This window comes from Enterococcus sp. DIV1094, from assembly GCF_017316305.2.
GTDB classification, from domain to species: Bacteria; Bacillota; Bacilli; order Lactobacillales; family Enterococcaceae; genus Enterococcus_B; species Enterococcus_B mangumiae.
The window spans coordinates 279,470-298,062 of the sequence record NZ_CP147250.1; the positions used below are offsets into that span (position 1 = coordinate 279,470).

Here is an 18,593-nt window from a genome sequence, read left to right on the forward strand (position 1 = left end):
AAAATCACCAAAAATAGATTGGGACTTTTCTCGCTTATTTCTAGGTATCGACACGTTATGATTCTCTCAATAGTTCGAGACCACTAGAACAATTCCTTGATCAACATTCTAGTCTCTTTATCCATCGTTTGTATCACTGATTCCAATTCTTGGAATTTTTTCAATGCAAGCTGTTGTTCTGAAGTAAATACATAGTTTGCTTGTTCATATGCTTCCATCAAAGAGCGGACGGATTGCTGTTTGAGTTTCTTTGCAAGTTCTTGCCATTCTATTTCTGACACTGTTTTTGTTGCAGCTTGCTGTTTTTCTTCACGTTCCTTGCGTAAAGTCTTTAGAAAACCATTCCTCATTACCCGAGGAATGCTATCGAAAAAACCAGTTGTAAAGCCATAACGTTGATATTGTTGCCAAACAAAATGATAAATTTGTGGTTGGATAAAACGTTGCTCTTTTGCTAATCGGTTAACATCCAAATGCTTTTCTTCCCTTGATCCTTCTCTTAGATCAGCAATAAACTTTTCAAAAAAAGCAACAGAAGGGTGGCTTGCTTCTTCAAATGAAACAGACGACCAATCTTTTTGGAGAAATAGTTGATAATTAGATAAGAAATTCTCAACATCTTTCGTCAATTCTTCTGAAAAGTCCTCAAACAATGTTTTTTTCCCAAGGAATTTTTTCGGCTTATCTTTCGTTTGATATCCCACCTGCTGGATATATTTTTCCATTGCTTGATAGTCTGCTAAATAAATCGGTAATTGCGCTTGGCGAAATTCAGCGATTCGTGTAGTCAGCTTTTTGTCGGGAAGAATGGGCTGTTTAAGGCGCCGATTATGATACAGCATCAAACAATATTCTTGCCAAAGGCGCTCTGGAAAAGCAATATTTTGTTGTTTTAGCCATAGGATCTCATCAAGTGCCAGATCCACTTTCGTCATCCCTTGATTAATAGATGCTGCAACTGTAGGACTAACATGTAAATGTTCAGCAAAATGATTGATTCCTAATTTTAGCTCTTTGCCCGTTTTCGACGAACGAACGATATATTGCACTTTCAATTCACGCCCACATTCACAATACAGTTTCTGTTGCCTTCTTGATGTACGAAAAAAAGGATTGATCTTGAAGTCAGAAAAAACCCAATCTGTAGCTGCCAAATAATTTTCTTCCAAAAAACGAGAATGGATCAAATAGCGGCGATGTTGATCAATGACGATTCGTTGCTCTTTCGTCAACCGCTCGTAGATTTCCCATCGTTGGCTACTTGTATACTGTTTTGAGATTTTTATTGGATAGTGTTGCTTGAGTTCTTTAGGAAACCACTCGTCAAAAATGACTTGCCAACTTTCATTCATCGCTTGCACCTGCTTTTCTAAATAGGGATGTAAGATAAATCAAAAGAGCAACAAAAAAGCCGAAAATAGTGTTTCGGCTTTTCGCTGTTTCATACGTGACATTTCTAAACTAGCGTTCAGTCGCATCAGCCACTTCTATTGATTCAACTTGCGATCAATGAGTTGTTCCTGCATTGCCTGAAATGTCTTCTTTGTTGTTTACTGCCGCTTCTACCGCATAAGTCAATGAAGATGCAATATCATCAAGTGACATCGCTGGTGTCCCTACAGGACGATCAATGACTTGATCTGGTGAAAATGGCACATGGATGAAGCCGCCACGAATCGTTGGGAATTCTGTTTCGATCAAGTGTAGCAATCGATACATGATGTCATTACAAACAAATGTACCGGCTGTATAAGAAATATAAGCTGGTAATCCATGTTCTTGTACATTTTTTGTCATTGCTTTGATCGGTAATGAGGTAAAGTAAGCAGCTGGTCCGTCTGCTTCTAATGGTGTATCAAAAGGTTGGTTTCCTTCATTATCTGCAATACGTGCCTCTGCTAGATTGATTGCTACTCGTTCAAAAGAAATTGCTGAACGTCCCCCTGCTTGACCGACACAAATCACGATCTCAGGTTGATGTTCTTGGATGGCTTCTTTCACGACTTGCCCACTCTTACCAAAGACAGTGGGAACTTCCAATTTAATGATTTCTGCGCCGGCAATCTCAGACGGCATTTTTTTGACTGCTTCATAGGCAGGATTTACTTTATCTCCACCAAATGGATCAAAACCAGTTACGAGTACTTTCATGTTCCATTCCTCCATTATTCTATCAATTTAATACGTCATTTCATCATCAAAAGATTTACTCAACCAACAAACAAAAATTTGTTAGTTGTGACGCGATCCAGCACTTGGAATCATTCGTTCCTATTCGAATGGTTCAGTGTCTGTCCATTTTAACAAAAAATGGACAATATTGAAATGTTTTGATGTTCGGAAAAAGAATCAATCTTCTCCATATTTAACGGAAATCGTTGATTCTTTTTCGCTCAATAAACTTATTTAAATAAAATCATATATACGATTTGGAAAACGAGCATGAATACAGCAACAAACAATTGATTCTTGATCACGCCGTATTTATCTTTCATTTCCAACATTGCTACTGGTACCACATTAAAGTTGGCAGCCATTGGTGTTAGCAATGTTCCACAGAAACCACATGTCAATGCGACCATTCCGATCAGCGCTGGATTAGCTCCTTGACTAAAGACAAAAGGAGCACCGATACCTACTGTCATGACGGTGATTGCCGCAAAAGCATTCCCCATGATCACTGTAAATAGAACCATTCCTAACGCATAGATGATGATCCCAATATTGACATTCCCTTCAGGAACGATCGTACCGACAGCACTGGAGATCACTGTACCAACTCCTGCACTCGTGAAGACCGCACCAAGTGAAGCTAAGAGCATCGGCAACATACTTAAAGGACCAACTGTCCCTAACATGTCTGATGCATCATCTAAGAAGGTTGTTGGGCGGTTGTCTCTTGAAAAGAACATCAAGATCAGCATCGCTACGAATACCCCCACACCAACACCGACTAAAGCACCTAAATCAGTGAACAGGGCGAATAAAATGGCAAAGATCCCGATACTCAATGCGGGAATAAAGATTTTCATGCCTAACTTGTCTGACATCTTTTCCATATATTCTTTTGATGGCAAACGACTTGCACCCTTGCTCACCTTTTTCGTGATAGCTGGGATCGTCATCGCGAAAATCAATACCCCATTGGCAATTGGCGATATCCAACGACCAGCAGCAATCACGACACCCAAAACTGTCCAGAAAAAGGCAGAACCAAATCGATGAGGGTTACTTTTATCAAAAGCATTACGAAGACCTGTATAGATCAAAACTAGCCCCATCAAGATATATAAGATTTCTAATAATTTTTCACTTAGTAATACTTCAGAATTTGTAAAAAAGTCTAAAAAACCCATCTTATTTCTCCTTTCCTGGATAGTATTTCTTCGCTAATTTCTTTTCTTTTAAATAGAAATAGACACTCGCTACGATCAGCGCAGTGATTGCGACTGGTATTTGCACCAACGCCAACTGACCAAGGGTAACTTCGTAGCCTAAATCTTTCAATGTGGATTGAACCAATAAAGCACCCGCACCACCGATAAATAGCACTTGCCCAAAGAACCAGCAGATATTCTCCATTGCTGAAGACATCCCTTTTAATTCCTCTTCATGTTCAGGATTAACTGTTAATCCTTTTGATTCCACAGTACCTAACGCCATCGGCATGATGATTGGACGGACAAAGCCGGCTACACCACCGAAACTAACGTTGAAGGCTGCAAAGATCATTCGGAAAACACCATAAATATCGATGATCATTCCAGCTGATACCTTCTTGAAACGTTTGATCAACGTTGCAGCAGATTCCTTCAGACCATTGCGTTCTAACGTACCAGTTGCTAACATAATGATAATAAAAATTGCCATTCCTCGGTTATTTACAAAGCTTGTACCTAAAGTTTCTAGCATTCCTTCAAGTCCTAAACCACCAGTAAAAGCTGTCACGACTAACGCAACCATGACGATCAAAATCGAATCTAACTTGAAAGCAAAACCAAGAATAACAATCAGTACGCCTAAAAGGCTAAGATAATTTTCCATCCGTTTTCCTCCTAAAAATTACATGATATTTTTTCATTATAAAATAAAATCGACTGAAAATATAGAGAAATCTTACAAAAAAATTTTTATATTGCAAAAATTCTGTCAATTCTATAACAAAGAAGCCATTTTATGCGTACTCTACGGCTGTTCTCTTCCTTACACTACATAACGACCCTTTGTTATTGACTACTTAACTAAAATATAGTCATTAATATCGATCATAAAAATAAACGAGGAGACTACAAATAGTAAAAAACTATTTCTAATCACCTCGTTTGTTTCATTGAATATAGCTTAGTTGATCAAGGTATAGATCAAGTAAATGATCCATAGATGTATCGGATAGAACAAATAGAAGAAATACTTGTCAAATGCGCGTCCAGTCCCTCCTAGTTTTCCATTGTACAAAATAATGAACGGAATGACTGTTACCATCATGAATTCGTTATCGAACGTCAAAAACTGATACAATGATTGGTAATCAGGCATTTGTGTATAAGATAAGATAGCTAAGCAAAATAGAATCAGCGTATATACAAAAATACCTACTATCAATTTCCCGTGTTCTTTTTTCTCACGGAAGAAGTACATCAGCAACAACATCGGAACTAAATAAATGCCCCCTTCAGAAAAAGCCACAGTGATGAACATCAACACAAGTGCTGCTACTGAAAGTATTACCTTTCTCCAAATCGTCCCATTCATTATAGAAAGAACCCACATCAAGCAAAATAGTAAGAATAATGTCAAAAAGATATTATGTGGCCCTAAAAATAAAAAATAGTTTGGCTGATTATTGTACGAACTAATGTAATTTCCTGTTGCTAAATTATAGATAACATTTCCAATAGCCACTACAAAAGCCGCCATTCCTAATCGTTTTGCATATTGATATTTACTGTGCGTATACTTGAAACCTTCAACTAATAAAAACACAAATAATGGCGCAACGAAACGTCCTAACCATGAAACCCAACTAGGCAACCCTAATTGCATCCCGAAATAACTATTGATATGATCAACGACCATAAAGACAATCGCTATCCATTTCAATTGATAGCTCGTCAACCCTTTTACCCTCATATATTTCCTCCTTTTTTCTGTGACTCACAAAACAAGTATAGACAATCGTCTTATCTTTCGACCATCTTTCTCTCAATATTTTCCCTTACAAAATTGTTTGTTTGATCAATCATTACAATCGTCCTGAGAACGATCCTTCTTTTTATCCTTTTATCGGGTAACAGACACGAAAAAACATCTGAGAAATGACCATGATCTGGACAATCTCTCAGATGTTATTGAGTAAAACAAAAATAGTAACTTAACTTTGCTCTAAAGATGTAACACTCCAGTTGCAAATAATGCCGCTGCTACTATCCCAAAAATCGATACTAATGAAAGCAATAGATAATCAAGTTTTGTCTGTGGAGTAGCTTGTTGTTTTTCTTTTCTTGCTTTGAGATAAAACAAGATACCTGGTAAAAACAATACAAGAACGAGCATCACTTCATTGAAAGCGACAAATAACATCGCCCAAACTTGAAAAGCACTTGCTAATAGCCCAACAAAGAACTGGACCCACTCTTTTCTTTGATAAGAAAGTTTCATTTGATACAATCCTAAAAACAGCCATGTAAAGAAGATCGCTGCTGTTCCGAGTGTGTAAGCAAAGTTATAGGCACTATCGGTAAACAATAGAGAAAGTAAAAAAGCATTTGTACATATAGTCGTTAATACGATCGCATATGTTGGTGCCCCTTTTTTATTGACTTTCCCCCAGCGTGCCGGCAATAATCCGTCATCCGCCATATTGCGCATCGTTTCGATCGGTAGGATCGTCCAAGACAACCATACACCGACCAAGGAAATGATCAAGCCACCATTGATCACGATGGCGCCCCATTTACCAACCATCATCTCAAACACATAGCCCATCGCAGGTTGCGTTTGTATCGTCTGTAGTTCCTGCATCGACATCGTGCCATAAGGTAACATGGAAACTAACACATAGATAACAATCAAGCCAAAAATACCTAAAATCGTGGCTTTTCCAACATCTGATTTTTTCTTTGCTCGTGAACCAACAACAGAAGCTCCTTCGATCCCTACAAATACCCATAGCATCACCATGATACAACTGAGAATCTGTCCTGAGAAAGGAACCGGTTGTCCATTCGCATTCAAGATGATCTCACTTGAAAAATTATTGATAAATTGTTGCAGTGAGAAGGTACTGATTGCAACGATAATAAATAAAAACAGAGGGACTAACTTACAGATCGTCACGATTGCATTGACGTAACTTGCATTTTCGACGCCGCGATTGACAAGCCAAGCATATCCCCATAAAAAAATCGTACTGACAATGACTGAGGCAATATTTTGCCCGCCATCAAATATTGGAAAGAAGTAACCTAGCGCACTCATCAATAAAGTAGCAAAGGCCACATTTCCTAACCAACAAGTCAGCCAATACCCCCAACCACTGATAAATCCTGCAAATCGACCAAAACCAGCTTCGGCATAACTAAAAATACCACCTTCTAACTCTGGTCGTTTTTTATTGATATTATTGATTGACAGCGAGAGCATCATCATGGCAGACCCAACTAACACCCAGCTGAATATTGCCGGGCCACCAGCCGATCCTGAGATGTCGGTCATAATACCGAAAACGCCACCTCCAATCGCCGATCCAATCACTAAGGCCGCTAACGGGATCAACCCAATACCTTTTCTCTGTTGCTCTGTGTCCATGTACCCATCCTCCAAAATAAAACGCTTTTATATGCAAAGTATAGCAAATCTTTGATCCATTTATTTCTTTCTAAAAAATTCTAATGGAAATTTAATTGTAACTACTTTTTTCTAATTATACAAGGAAAGCGAATGGTCATTTCATTTTTTCTTCTCTACCTAAAAAACAAAAAAATGCTATACTGGTTAAGAATGATTGGAGGACGAGATCATGAATATCTTATATATCTCAATTTCTGGTAATACCCGAGGATTCGTCAAAAAATTAGCGGCATTTGCTGCGGAACAGCATGACATAGATGCTTCACTTCCCTTAGTCGATTTGAAAGAGATCCATGAAAATAGCGACTTTGAAAAAGAAACTGAACCTTTTTTTACCTTTGTACCTACTTATTTAGAAGGAGGTAATGGCATCGATAGCGGTGATCAGGAGATTTTGACAGAGACTATGCGTGAATATTTGGAATACCAAGAAAATCATACGCTTTGTCTTGGTGTCATCGGTAGTGGGAACAAAAACTTTAATCATCAATATTGTTTGACAGCAAAACAATATGCTGAACAATTTGGCTTCCCTATGGTAGAAGACTATGAATTACGTGGTACACCAACAGATGTCGAAAGAATCTATCGGGCCTTAGTTGACCGTTATAAAGCATAACAAAAAGCGCAAAATCGAAAGGATTTTGCGCTTTTTGTTATTTCACACTTTCAACATCCATTACTGGTGTTTTTGCTTTTGCTTCACCTGTATGTGTCAAAACAAACGTATGGACATGTTCCATATTAGTCAATAGAACCATCATAGAAGTTTCCTTTCCGGCGTCTTTGATTGCCGCTAAATCAACTTCTGCTAACAATGTATCTTTTGTGACAGTCTGTCCTTCACTCACTTTTATATCGAATGGGACTCCACCTAATTCAACCGTATTGATGCCCATATGCACCAAGATCTCTAACCCATCAGAAGTGGTCAATCCGATGGCATGTTTCGTTGGGAAAATCGAGCTGATGACCCCTGAAGTTGGGGCATAGATCTGACCGTTGATCGGTTCAACGAAATAACCTTCTCCCATCATCTTTTGAGCAAAAACAGGATCGCTCGCCTGTTCGATCGATTGCACCGTACCGTCCGCTACTGCATATAGTTGAACTGCTTGTGTTTGACTAGGCAAAACAGTCGAAGATTCGTCATAATCAGAAGCTTCTTCTGCGATTTCTTCTTTCAGCAATTGTTCTTTTGGAATCCCGAAAAAGAAAGTAGCTAAAAATCCGCCAGCATAAGCGGCCAGTAACCCAAGAACGTAGCCAAACCATTTGCCATTTGAAATCAAAGGAATCAACGCTGCACCAGAAGGGCCAATGGCAATCGCACCAATATTTCCGATCAAACCGATCACCGCACCACCAATACCTCCTCCGATACAAGCAGTGATGAACGGACGGCCTAAAGGTAACGTTACACCGTAGATCAACGGTTCCCCGATTCCTAAAATCCCAACAGGCAAAGCCCCTTTGATCATCTCAGTCAATTCTTTGTCTTTTTTACATCTAACCCATAATGCTAAAGCTGCACCAACTTGTCCTGCACCTGCCATCGCCAAAATAGGTAATAGTAATGTATAGCCTGTTTGATCGATCATCTGTGCATGGATCGGAGTTAAAATCTGATGCAAACCAAACATCACCATTGGTAGGAACAATGTACCTAACACAAATCCGGAAAAGGCTCCGCCCACGCTAAGTACCCAATTGATTCCACCAACCATGCCATCTGAGATAAAGCCTGCTAATGGCATGATCAAGAATATCTCGATCAAACCAATCACGATCAATGAAAGGGTTGGTGTGACAATGATATCTACCGCATCGGGAACGATTTGGTGCAATTTCTTTTCGACGATTGAAAGCAACCAAACCGCAAAAATCACTCCAAGGATACCACCTTGTCCCGCAGCTAAGGGCTGACCAGTGAATAAGTTCGTTAAAGGCGCTTCTGGATTCATTCCCAACAACATAACAACCGCACCGATGACACCACCAAGCGTAGGAGTTGCGCCAAATACTTGAGCCGCATTGATCCCAGTGTAAATGACAAGATAACTAAACATCCCGTTTTTAAGAATGTTCATGATGTCGATGTACTGTTGCCAAGTCGCACCATCAATTGTTCCAGCTGTTACGAGGTTGGTCAATACCGCAGCAATCCCCGCAACGATCCCTGTACCAACGAAAGCTGGGATCATTGGGACAAATATATTAGAGATATCTTTTAAAACTGATTTGATTTTCGATGGCTTCTGTTTTGATTTTTGCGCATTTTTCATCGCTTGCGCCCGTTCATTGACTTTGTCTTTCCCTGATAAGCCAACAGAAGAATCAGGGGTTCCAGGGATTTTTTCTCCTAATTTTACACCAGCTTGATCCACCATTTCTTGTGCGACTTTGTTCACCTTTCCCGGTCCGATGATCACTTGTAACTGTTCATCCTCTACCACTCCCAGCACACCTGGTATCGCTTTCAACCTTGACACATCAACAAGCGATTCATCGATGATCTTCATTCGAACTCGGGTCATACAATGGACAACGCTGTCTACATTGTCCATCCCACCTGCTCCAGCATAAATTTGTTTTGCCAGTTCTGCTAAAGTCAATTCATTTTTTCCCATTTCCACTTTCCCCCTTACAACGTTCGTTTTACAAAGCCGTCTGCCTCAGCTAGTTTTCTTTTTGCTGTTTCTTTGTCACTATTCGTCAATAACATAACGATGGCTAGTTTAACATTTTGTTCCGCTTCATGAAAGTATTTTTCCGCTGTTTCATAATCCGCTTCTGTCGCTTCCATGATGATCCGTTTCGAACGTTCGACTAATTTTTCATTTGTTGGCTTAACGTCGACCATGAGATTATTGAATACTTTTCCGATACCGATCATACTGATTGTAGAAATCATATTCAAAATCAATTTCTGAGCAGTTCCAGATTTCAAACGTGTCGAACCTGTTAAAAATTCTGGTCCGGCATCCACTTCAATCGGAAAATCAGCATGTTGACTGATTTCAGCCTCTTTGTTACAAGAAATCGTCGCTGTTTTTGCACCAATCGAACGGGCATAATCTAGCCCGCCAATCACATAAGGCGTACGACCACTAGCAGCGATACCTACGACCAAATCATTTTCTGTCAAGTTCAACCGGATCAAATCTTCTTTCCCTAATTCAAGTGAATCTTCAGCGCCTTCAACTGCGACCGTCATAGCCGCTTCGCCACCTGCAATCAAACCAACGACCATTTCAGGTGAAACGCCAAACGTTGGTACACACTCCGCAGCATCCAATACGCCTAATCGACCGCTTGTCCCAGCACCCATATAAATCAAGCGCCCCTCTTTTTTAAAAGAAGCAATCGCTGCTTCAATCACTGGTTCAATACTTGGTAATTCTTTTGCGACTGCCTTAGCAACTTCGTGGTCTTCTTGATTCATTAAACGAGCCGCTTCTGCAACACTCATTTCATCTAAGCCAAATGTTTTTTGATTTCTACATTCTGTTGTTAATTTATCTAAATCGATATTCATTTCTCAATTCCTTCTTTACATATAAATTTATAGATCGTCCCTGCGTGGATATGTTGGATCAACGGTAAATCAGCCGAGATCACTCGTGCCACACAATTGACCTTTTCATCTGCTGGTAAATCTTCTTTCATCAATTGGATTTCTCCCATGTAGCGCAGATACCTTTCATTATCTAACGTGATCGTCCCCTTTATCCGCTCATCAGTTTGACGAACAGGAATATGAGGAATTTCCTTAAATCGAGCATCCGCGCTACGCACGACTGATTTAGCTTCATCTTGTCGATTCGTATGTGTGCCTAAAATGGTTGGTCCAAATTGTGTATCTAGCAATGCGACATGCAATAAGATACCGCCTGTTTCTTGGTAATAGTCAAATTGTTCGCGCGCAGTCAGTGAAAGTCCGCCATCCCCAATATAGATCAGATCTGTTCCGCATGAAGCCAAGTCTAGTGCGGCTGCTAAAGGATGTTGATTACGATGCTCTTCTAACGTCGGAAGTCCTTTGTATAGCGGTCCTCTCAACACCTCATCACCAGGTACAAAGCCTTGGACTGTAAATCCTTGCTCTACTAACCATTGATTTTTTCGCTTGTACCAAGATTTGTCCAAACCTGTTTCCGGACGTGGATAATAATTGTGCCAAGCTTCCATCTGATTAAAATCAGCACCCGCTTCTTTTAACTCTTGCACATCTTGTTCAGTGATCGTACTTGCATTCAAACTGATTTTTAATTGATGCGACCACTTCGCAATCTGCTCATTCGATAGATGATAATCCATCCGCAGACCTGTCACACCAATCTCTTTTAGTGGCGCAAGATTTTCTAAGGAGAAACCTGCCAACTCTAATGCCTTCCCCGATATATCGACCATCAATTCCAATCCGTGTGATTTCGCTACTTTTCCAAGTTCCGTCAAACGCCTTTTATATGCTGAAGCATCATCTTCTGGAATATGCATCGAGGTAAAAATACCGAGAAATCCTTTCTCCGCCATCTCATGGATATACACTTTCGTTTCATCAGACATTTCTTGATTCATAAATACAGAAAATCCAAACATGTACTCCCCCCATTCATGTATCCGCATTCATTTATAAACTGATTATACTTCTTGTGAAATGATTTTTCAACATAAATATAAAATATGTTAAATTTTATTTCTTTCGAGTATAAAAAATAAAGACTATCCAACGAGATCCTATAAGAATTCCACACAAAAAAAGTGTCTGGAACAAAAATAAAATTCATTTTTGATTCTAACCTTAAAAACGAATAAATGGTTTTCCAGAAGCAACTCCTTCAGAAATAAGCCGAGAAACCCAAAAATTTGAAGAACAATTTTCGGGTTTCTCGGCTTATTTCTCAGAGTTCGAGACTTCTGTCACAACCTCTTTGATCGATTATTCAGTTGATTATTTCTAATAGAATCCTTTTATCAGTTTATGTAATTATAAGATGATTGTATTTCTTTGACTAACCCTTGTCTAACGCTTTTTCTTGTTCATCCAAAGCTAACGACACTTTGTCGCCGAATTGCCCTTTAAGCGCCTCCTTCAATCCTTTATTTGCTGAAGAAATCGTGCGTTTTGCTCTATTGGTTTCGTTCTTCCCAGATTGATTTACCCTTCTTCTTTTGCCCGCCTTCTCACTTTTCAGCGCGATTCCAAGTGAACGAGTTAGGTATTTCTCCATATCTTTCTGATAATTCTCCCACCATTGATCAATCATTTCAAACATCTCAAGACCTCCATTCTTTTAATTCAATTGCGCCAGTTTCTTACGATAGCTCTGCTCATTATCTTCTAAATCAAGCTGGATTTTTTTTCGCTGATGGATCAATTCCGTCGCCAGATCCTCTTCTAAACGAGAAATCATGATACGACCATAATTTAGCGCCTCTTGTGGTTCAGAAAAAGATTGTAAAAGCAATCGGAGATCTTTATAAGTCACTTCTGCTAGCTCATGGACTTTTCTTTCTGTTGTAATCAATACTTCTTCTTGCTCTGATAATCCTCGTTTCGTTGCTTGATATGTTTCATAAAGCTGTATTTCCTTACTCAATTTTCCTCTCCTCCTTTTATACGCCAAACAATTGATTCGCTAATTCTTTGTCACGTGCCACCATCTCATTGATTTTTTGGGTAATTTCATCAGCAAGCGATTGAAACTGTTCCGACAGCTGATCGATCTGGCGGATTTTATCCCTAAATTCCTGGGTTGGCTCATCGACGATCTCCCATTTTGTACAATCAACTTCGGCTAATGTTTCAATTACCTCGTTATACGTCAAATGGGGCGTATAATTGCGTATTCTTCCCAACCAGTCATTCCACAACTCTTCCAACTCCGTGATCCCGTTTTGGTAAATCACGCGAACATTAACCATCGCCTCATCAAATTTACTTGCTGCGGTCCGCACTACAGCCAACGCTTGACTATCCTCTAAATAAATTTTTTCTGATTGAGAAAGCCCGCCGCCACTTCCAGTCAGCTTCTGCCGTAACTCTTGTAATGTCAAGAATTCTTTGATTTGAACTTTGAGCCACTCATTTTCTTCTTTCAAACGCTTGATTTCATCTAGCGTATGCTCACCACTGACTGCTAGTAGTTTGATCCTTGCTTCGTTTTTCAAAAGTGTTTGTTGCCACAAAGTTGGGGCTAATAAGATACCCCCATTGCCATCGGCGTATACGATGATCTGGCCATGCTTATCGATGTAATTTCCCTTTTCATCAGTTTTGAATTGATCCAGCGAATGGCCAAAATCTTCCCAGCCCGAATTATCGATTCCAAAACTATTGATTGGAATCATCCCTTTCCCACCAGTAAAAAATTCATTCGTGACGGCATCCGAAGTGTCGTAGATATTGATCAAGGTACCGGGATGATTATCCAATAATGCTACTACTATAGCAACCCCTGGTCCTGCCGCACCGTACGTCACGCTGTCATAACCATTGAGCGCTGCGACAAAAAGTGCTTTTGCTCCACCTAACGAGTGCCCCGTCGTTGAGATTGTATAGCCATCCGATTTGGGATACTGCTTTTCAATTTCACGGGCATAGTTCAGAGCGGAGACAAATGCTCCATCTGGATGTTTTATACTTAGACCAATTTCCACAATGTTTGTTTGCCAATCTTTGGCCGAAGTCGTGCCAGCATAGGCAATCGTAAGATTTTTGGTGATGACGGAGTCGGGGAAACCAGGTACTTTTCTTAATTCATTATCATTAAATTTTTTGAATTCATCTTTAATTTCTGCTACTACCATTGCCTGCGTACTATTTTTCTTTGGTCGAGATTCATTACCGATTTTGTCTTTATCTGTATTTAAAGTTTCTATAACGATATGGTTTGTTCCAAGAGGTTTATCGCCATAATTTACCTTGCCACTTTCTAATTGATATATAAATTTAGATAAGTATCTATTTTGATCCATTAATTTATTCCTCCTGTATAATAAACAATTTGATCATCTGAGATATCTATTTTTTTTTCTTCCTTTCTTTCATCAATAAAATACGGTCCTTTACCTCTGCTACTAGTTATTCTGTAAATAAACTTATCTGTTTCTGCAGATCTCGTATCTAACCATACTTCTTCTCGATAGACATCATTTACTGTGAAATAGATAATTAATGAATTCATTGGGTCAATAGAATATCCAGTAAATGTTATTTTGTTTATATCTATATATTTCCTAACACTTACAACTTTTTCTACATATTCTTCTGTTGTCAACTCTCCATTACTATATTGTTGTGTAAATCTATCAGTTTCCTTATCATTCGTCGTATATAACCGATAATTATTGTACACATAATTCGCCAGATCTTTCTGTATCTCCAGCAATTCTTGAAGATCTTTTTCTCTTTTATCCATATAAATCTTTCCTCCGATTCCTCCTAAGATTATGATTACTAACACACCTAGCATAAGCCGTTTTTTCATATATCCTCCTTTCAGACTTCATTTAGTTTTTTATATGATCAGAATAAACTTCTTACTTATTCTGGAATTTTTTTATGTTAGATATAATCTTTTTTATTGAACGCTCTGATTTTGATAGTTATGTATGTCCACGATAAAAATTAATTATTTCAGTAAGTACTTTGTCATTGCCTTTGATTGTTGCGACAAGAAGTGTGCTTAGCTCTACCTACTGAGTACCCTGTCGATGAAATCGTATAATACTCTAACTTTGGGTAACGACGGAGTCAGGGAAGCCAGATAATTTTCTTAATTCATTATCATTAAGTTTTTTGTATTCATCTTAAATTTCTGATACTACCATTCCCTGCGTACTGTTTTCTTTGGTCGAGATTCATTACCGATTTTGTCTTTATCTGTATTTAAAGTTCCTATAACGATATGGTTTGTTCCAAGAGGTCTATCGCCATAATGTACATTGCCACTTTCTAATTGATATATAAATTTAGATAAGTATCTATTTTGATCCATTAATTTATTCCTCCTGTATAATAAACAATTTGATCATCTGAGATATCTAGTTTTTTTTCTTCCTTTCTTTCATCAATAAAATACGGTCCTTTACCTCTGCTACTAGTTATTCTGTAAATAAAATTATCTGTTTCTGCCGATTTCGTATCTAACCATACTTCTTCTCGATAGACATCATTTACTGTGAAATAGATAATTAATGAATTCATTGGGTCAATAGAATATCCAGTAAATTCTATCTTTTCAATATCTGAATACTCTCTGATACTCAACATTTTTTCTAAATATTCTTCCGTCGTTATTCCTCCTTCTTTTTGATATTCCTCTACGATTTCCTCTTGTTTCTCACTATCTCTCGTATAAATTCGATAGTTATTGTACACATAATTCGCCAAATCTTTCTGTATTTCCAGCAATTCTTGAAGATCTTCTTTTCTTTTATCCATATAGATCTTTCCTCCGATTCCTCCTAAGATTATGACCACTAACACACCTAGCCAATACCGTTTCTTCATATATCCTCCTTTATTTAAAAGCATCTTTTACTCCATATTATTTTCTAGCATCGAGTTATCCTCTTTTTAGTTATGTACGTCTTTTCTGCTGAATCGTTTTTATGTAATCTTTCTCACGATTCATAAGTTCGTGTTGCTAGGGATTGATATCAAATGTTTTTTAATAAAAAAAGACATCTAAAACAGAAGGATTTCTGCTTTAGATGTCTTTATTACAATACGATTATTCGCTAACTGTTACGTCGCCTGTTACTGATGCGTCGTTTTCGTCAAGTTTTGCTGAATCTTGGTATTCTTGTTTTTCAAATGTTACGTTACCTTCAACTTTTGCTCCGTCTAATACAAAGCCATTTGCTTTAACTAGTACGTCACCTTTGATTGTTCCGTGAACGATATTTGTGTTTTCTGATTCAACGATCAATGTTGGAACAGTCACTGTGTATTCAGCTGTTACGTTACGGTCATCGTCTTGTGAGTATAATGCGATTTTACGGTAGATGTCTGCACTTGCATCGTCTTTGTCATGGAATTCACCTGCGATTGTTACATCGTTTGAGAATGTCACATCACCTGTTGCTGCAACGATCCAGTTGCCGTCAGCTGACATTGCTTTTTCTAAAACAGTTGGGTCATCACTGATTGAAGCAGTTGATACAACATCTGCTGAGCTTTCTGTTGTACTTACTTCTGTTGTTGATGAAGCTGAGCTAGAATTAGATGAATCATTGTTGTCAGCACCACACGCTCCTAAAGCCAAAAGTGCTGTTGCAGTTAAACCTAATAAAGATAATTTTTTTGATAGCATGAAATTTCTTCCTCTCTTTTTGTATTCCTATGGAATTATACCATGAAAGCGTACTTATGTGAAATAATCTTCATGGAAAGAAAAAATAAATTATTTTAGAAAAAAGTTTTACGATAACATCCTCTAGTTATTTTGTTACATCCCTGATAAATTACAGCTATTCAAATGTAACCAGTTCCGTATTATCAACAAAAAAGTCAAAGAATGTATCATTCGGCATAGGGTGAAAATACGCATTGATGATTCGGATCAGTGCATTATGGCAGACAAGCAAGTAAACATTTTCCTCGTCTTCTAAGCACTCTTTTAGTAACGGTGTGATCCGTGCATATACATCTAAAACCGATTCCCCGTTTGGGAACCGTACTGCAAAATTTTGGCGAGCTTCTTGAAAGTCTTTGTCTTCGCTAGGACGTCCGTCGTAATCGCCAAAGTCCATCTCGATCAAACGATCATCCACTGTCATTGGTAGATTGACTTTTTTTGCTACCGCTTGCGCAGTATCGCGCGCGCGTTGTAAAGGGGAATGAATGATTTTTGTGATCGGCACTTCCAATCCTGCCACTTTCTCAGCAAGTTTTTCTGCTTGTTGTTTGCCTTTTTCAGTTAATTCGATATCTGCATGACCACAAACTAACCCTTGAGCATTCCAAGTTGTTTCTCCGTGTCTAGTGATATATAACATTAAATAACTCTCCTTTGTTTTAAGCTCATTCAATTCTATCATACAATCCCGATTGAAATGAACCATCCGCTTAGAATCGGTCTCGGTTAAGCTAGTACCAGTTACTTAATAGTATCTTTATTTTATTCTTTGTAAGTCGATCCTTTGCGTAGCAACTTTTTCTAAAAATCGCTGATCATGGTCGACGATCAACATCGCTGGTTTGACTTGCAACAATAGTTGTTCGATTTGTTCTTGATTGAAGACATCTAAATAATTCAATGGCTCATCCCAAATGTAAAGATCAGCGGATTGCGCAAATGATTTGGCTAATTCGACTTTTTTTCTTTGACCCATACTCATGTTTTCAATGCGCGTATGGAATACGTCTCTTTCCATTCCTAATTTACGAAGATTATTTAAAAAGAGTTCAAGGTCTAGCTGATGGCTTTGTGCAAAGCTTGTTAATGTACCCATGTTGTCTTCATAGTTTTGACGAACGTAACTGATACTAACTGTCGCTGGACGCAGGACTTCTCCCTTAGCTTGGCCGCTAAAGTCTCCTAATAAATACTGGATGATCGACGATTTTCCACTGCCATTAGGTCCAGTTATTGCGACACATTGTTGTTGCTCGATACTAAAGCTGACGGGTTCAAAAAGCATCTCTTCATAACCAAGCTGTAGATTTTCCACGGTCAATAAGCGTTTATGATGAGACTGATTCGGAAACATATTCAATGGATCGATATACTCTAAATCTTTTAATAATTTTTCTTTCTCGCTAATTTGGTTCTCCATACGATTCACGATCGCCTTGGATCGTTTCATTGTCCGTGCAGCATCCGCTCCGATTGAGCCACGGTCGACTCGCCGTGCTTCGGTATCAATAAAACCGACACGTTTTTTTGTTTTATCTCCTTCACGTGAACGTGACCACTCAGCTTTTTCAGCTGCCGTTTTCTTCAAGCGAGTGACTTCTTTTTTGATTTTTTGATTTTGAGCTAATTCAAATTCGTCTTTTCTACGCTTTTGTTCTTCATAGATCGAATAGTTTCCTTGATAGATTTCTAACTGACTTTTTTCGATGACCAAAATATGATCGACAACTTCGTCGATAAACTGGCGATCATGACTGACAACGATAAAGCCTTGTTTTTTCTTGTGCAAGTATTCTGCTACTTGACGGCGACCAAGGACGTCGAGATGATTCGTTGGTTCATCGATCAGTGGGAAATGTTGATCATCCGTAAACAAGAGCGCAAGTAATACTTTTGTTTTTTCTCCACCAGATAAGGACGCATACGGCCGCCAGAGTATTTCGGGATCAGTTTGCATCAACATCAATTCACGTTCGATCTCCCACAGCTCACAGTTTGAGAGTTCTAACAAGACATCATAGGTCAGTTGGTTCGTTTCCTTTACCTGTTGCGGAAAATAAACAAATTCTTGTTGATGGATCACTTGTCCCTGATAGGGTAATTTGTTTTGTAAAATGTTCAGTAAGGTTGTTTTTCCTCGACCGTTTCGACCAATCAGCCCTAGTTTCCATGTCGTATCAATATTTAGCTCAGCTTGATCGAATAGCATATTTTCTTGGCTATCATAGCCAAATGTTAATTGTTTTATTTCGATTTTAGACATTTATCTTCACCTCGTTATAAAAAAGACCAGTCCTATTTTCAGAACTGGTCAAAGAAGATGAGTACAAAAAAGAGACCCACTCATTGAAACTAGCCAATTCTGAAAATCTGCAT

General features: G+C 38.6%; 19 protein-coding genes. 1 reads left to right on the top strand and 18 read right to left on the bottom strand.

Features of this window, described 5'->3' with window-relative positions; genetic code table 11:
- Positions 1-83: 83 nt before the first annotated feature.
- From DOK79_RS01355 to DOK79_RS01380, 6 genes are all read right to left on the bottom strand, one after another.
- On the bottom strand, positions 84-1,352 hold the full coding sequence (locus DOK79_RS01355) for a hypothetical protein (RefSeq protein WP_206853975.1): 1,269 nt from the start codon (positions 1,350-1,352) through the stop codon (positions 84-86).
- 154 nt (positions 1,353-1,506) lie between these two features.
- Positions 1,507-2,151 carry a pyroglutamyl-peptidase I gene (gene pcp / locus DOK79_RS01360; protein ID WP_206853976.1) on the bottom strand — a complete coding sequence of 215 codons (645 nt, stop codon included), beginning with the start codon at positions 2,149-2,151 and terminating at the stop codon, positions 1,507-1,509.
- A gap of 251 nt (positions 2,152-2,402) precedes the next feature.
- Positions 2,403-3,356: a DUF979 domain-containing protein gene (locus tag DOK79_RS01365; RefSeq protein ID WP_206853979.1), complete on the bottom strand. Its 954-nt coding sequence runs from the start codon at positions 3,354-3,356 to the stop codon at positions 2,403-2,405.
- Position 3,357: 1 nt separating this feature from the next.
- Positions 3,358-4,044 (bottom strand): DUF969 domain-containing protein, encoded by a 687-nt coding sequence (locus tag DOK79_RS01370; RefSeq protein ID WP_104776690.1) that lies wholly within the window; start codon positions 4,042-4,044, stop codon positions 3,358-3,360.
- A gap of 297 nt (positions 4,045-4,341) precedes the next feature.
- The gene (locus DOK79_RS01375; protein WP_206853981.1) at positions 4,342-5,130 is read right to left on the bottom strand and encodes a TraX family protein; all 789 of its coding nucleotides are present in this window, start codon (positions 5,128-5,130) and stop codon (positions 4,342-4,344) included.
- Positions 5,131-5,382: 252 nt separating this feature from the next.
- A complete protein-coding gene (locus DOK79_RS01380; protein ID WP_206853984.1) occupies positions 5,383-6,807 on the bottom strand; it encodes a basic amino acid/polyamine antiporter in 1,425 nt (474 codons plus the stop codon).
- 211 nt (positions 6,808-7,018) lie between these two features.
- Between DOK79_RS01380 and nrdI the strand changes: the two genes are divergently transcribed.
- Positions 7,019-7,468, top strand: coding sequence for a class Ib ribonucleoside-diphosphate reductase assembly flavoprotein NrdI (gene nrdI / locus DOK79_RS01385; RefSeq protein ID WP_206853986.1), 450 nt, complete (start codon positions 7,019-7,021; stop codon positions 7,466-7,468).
- 37 nt (positions 7,469-7,505) lie between these two features.
- Here the strand turns inward: nrdI and DOK79_RS01390 are convergent, their stop codons facing one another.
- The 12 genes from DOK79_RS01390 to DOK79_RS01445 form a co-directional block, all read right to left on the bottom strand.
- Positions 7,506-9,479, bottom strand: coding sequence for a glucose PTS transporter subunit IIA (locus DOK79_RS01390; RefSeq protein WP_206853987.1), 1,974 nt, complete (start codon positions 9,477-9,479; stop codon positions 7,506-7,508).
- Between the two features lie 14 nt (positions 9,480-9,493).
- Positions 9,494-10,387, bottom strand: a complete 894-nt coding sequence (murQ, locus tag DOK79_RS01395; RefSeq protein ID WP_206853989.1) for an N-acetylmuramic acid 6-phosphate etherase — start codon at positions 10,385-10,387, stop codon at positions 9,494-9,496.
- Entirely contained in the window at positions 10,384-11,451 is a 1,068-nt protein-coding gene (locus DOK79_RS01400) for a DUF871 domain-containing protein (protein WP_206853991.1), read from the bottom strand. Before DOK79_RS01400 ends, murQ begins: the two co-directional genes overlap by 4 nt.
- 413 nt (positions 11,452-11,864) lie before the next feature.
- Complete coding sequence (locus DOK79_RS01405; RefSeq protein WP_206853993.1) at positions 11,865-12,128, bottom strand: hypothetical protein; 264 nt, start codon at positions 12,126-12,128, stop codon at positions 11,865-11,867.
- An 18-nt stretch (positions 12,129-12,146) separates the two neighbouring features.
- Complete coding sequence (locus DOK79_RS01410; RefSeq protein ID WP_206853995.1) at positions 12,147-12,452, bottom strand: hypothetical protein; 306 nt, start codon at positions 12,450-12,452, stop codon at positions 12,147-12,149.
- A 16-nt stretch (positions 12,453-12,468) separates the two neighbouring features.
- Positions 12,469-13,830 (bottom strand): lipase family protein, encoded by a 1,362-nt coding sequence (locus tag DOK79_RS01415; RefSeq protein WP_206853997.1) that lies wholly within the window; start codon positions 13,828-13,830, stop codon positions 12,469-12,471.
- Positions 13,830-14,342, bottom strand: a complete 513-nt coding sequence (locus tag DOK79_RS01420) for a hypothetical protein (RefSeq protein WP_206854000.1) — start codon at positions 14,340-14,342, stop codon at positions 13,830-13,832. The genes DOK79_RS01415 and DOK79_RS01420 overlap by 1 nt, the downstream gene beginning before the upstream one ends.
- 336 nt (positions 14,343-14,678) lie before the next feature.
- Positions 14,679-14,852, bottom strand: a complete 174-nt coding sequence (locus DOK79_RS01425) for a hypothetical protein (RefSeq protein WP_206854002.1) — start codon at positions 14,850-14,852, stop codon at positions 14,679-14,681.
- The gene (locus DOK79_RS01430; protein WP_206854005.1) at positions 14,852-15,367 is read right to left on the bottom strand and encodes a hypothetical protein; all 516 of its coding nucleotides are present in this window, start codon (positions 15,365-15,367) and stop codon (positions 14,852-14,854) included. Before DOK79_RS01430 ends, DOK79_RS01425 begins: the two co-directional genes overlap by 1 nt.
- A gap of 223 nt (positions 15,368-15,590) precedes the next feature.
- Positions 15,591-16,172, bottom strand: a complete 582-nt coding sequence (locus DOK79_RS01435) for a polymer-forming cytoskeletal protein (RefSeq protein ID WP_206854009.1) — start codon at positions 16,170-16,172, stop codon at positions 15,591-15,593.
- Between the two features lie 157 nt (positions 16,173-16,329).
- The gene (locus tag DOK79_RS01440; RefSeq protein ID WP_206854011.1) at positions 16,330-16,857 is read right to left on the bottom strand and encodes a histidine phosphatase family protein; all 528 of its coding nucleotides are present in this window, start codon (positions 16,855-16,857) and stop codon (positions 16,330-16,332) included.
- Between the two features lie 117 nt (positions 16,858-16,974).
- On the bottom strand, positions 16,975-18,480 hold the full coding sequence (locus DOK79_RS01445; protein WP_206854014.1) for an Lsa family ABC-F type ribosomal protection protein: 1,506 nt from the start codon (positions 18,478-18,480) through the stop codon (positions 16,975-16,977).
- Between the last annotated feature and the right edge of the window lie 113 nt (positions 18,481-18,593).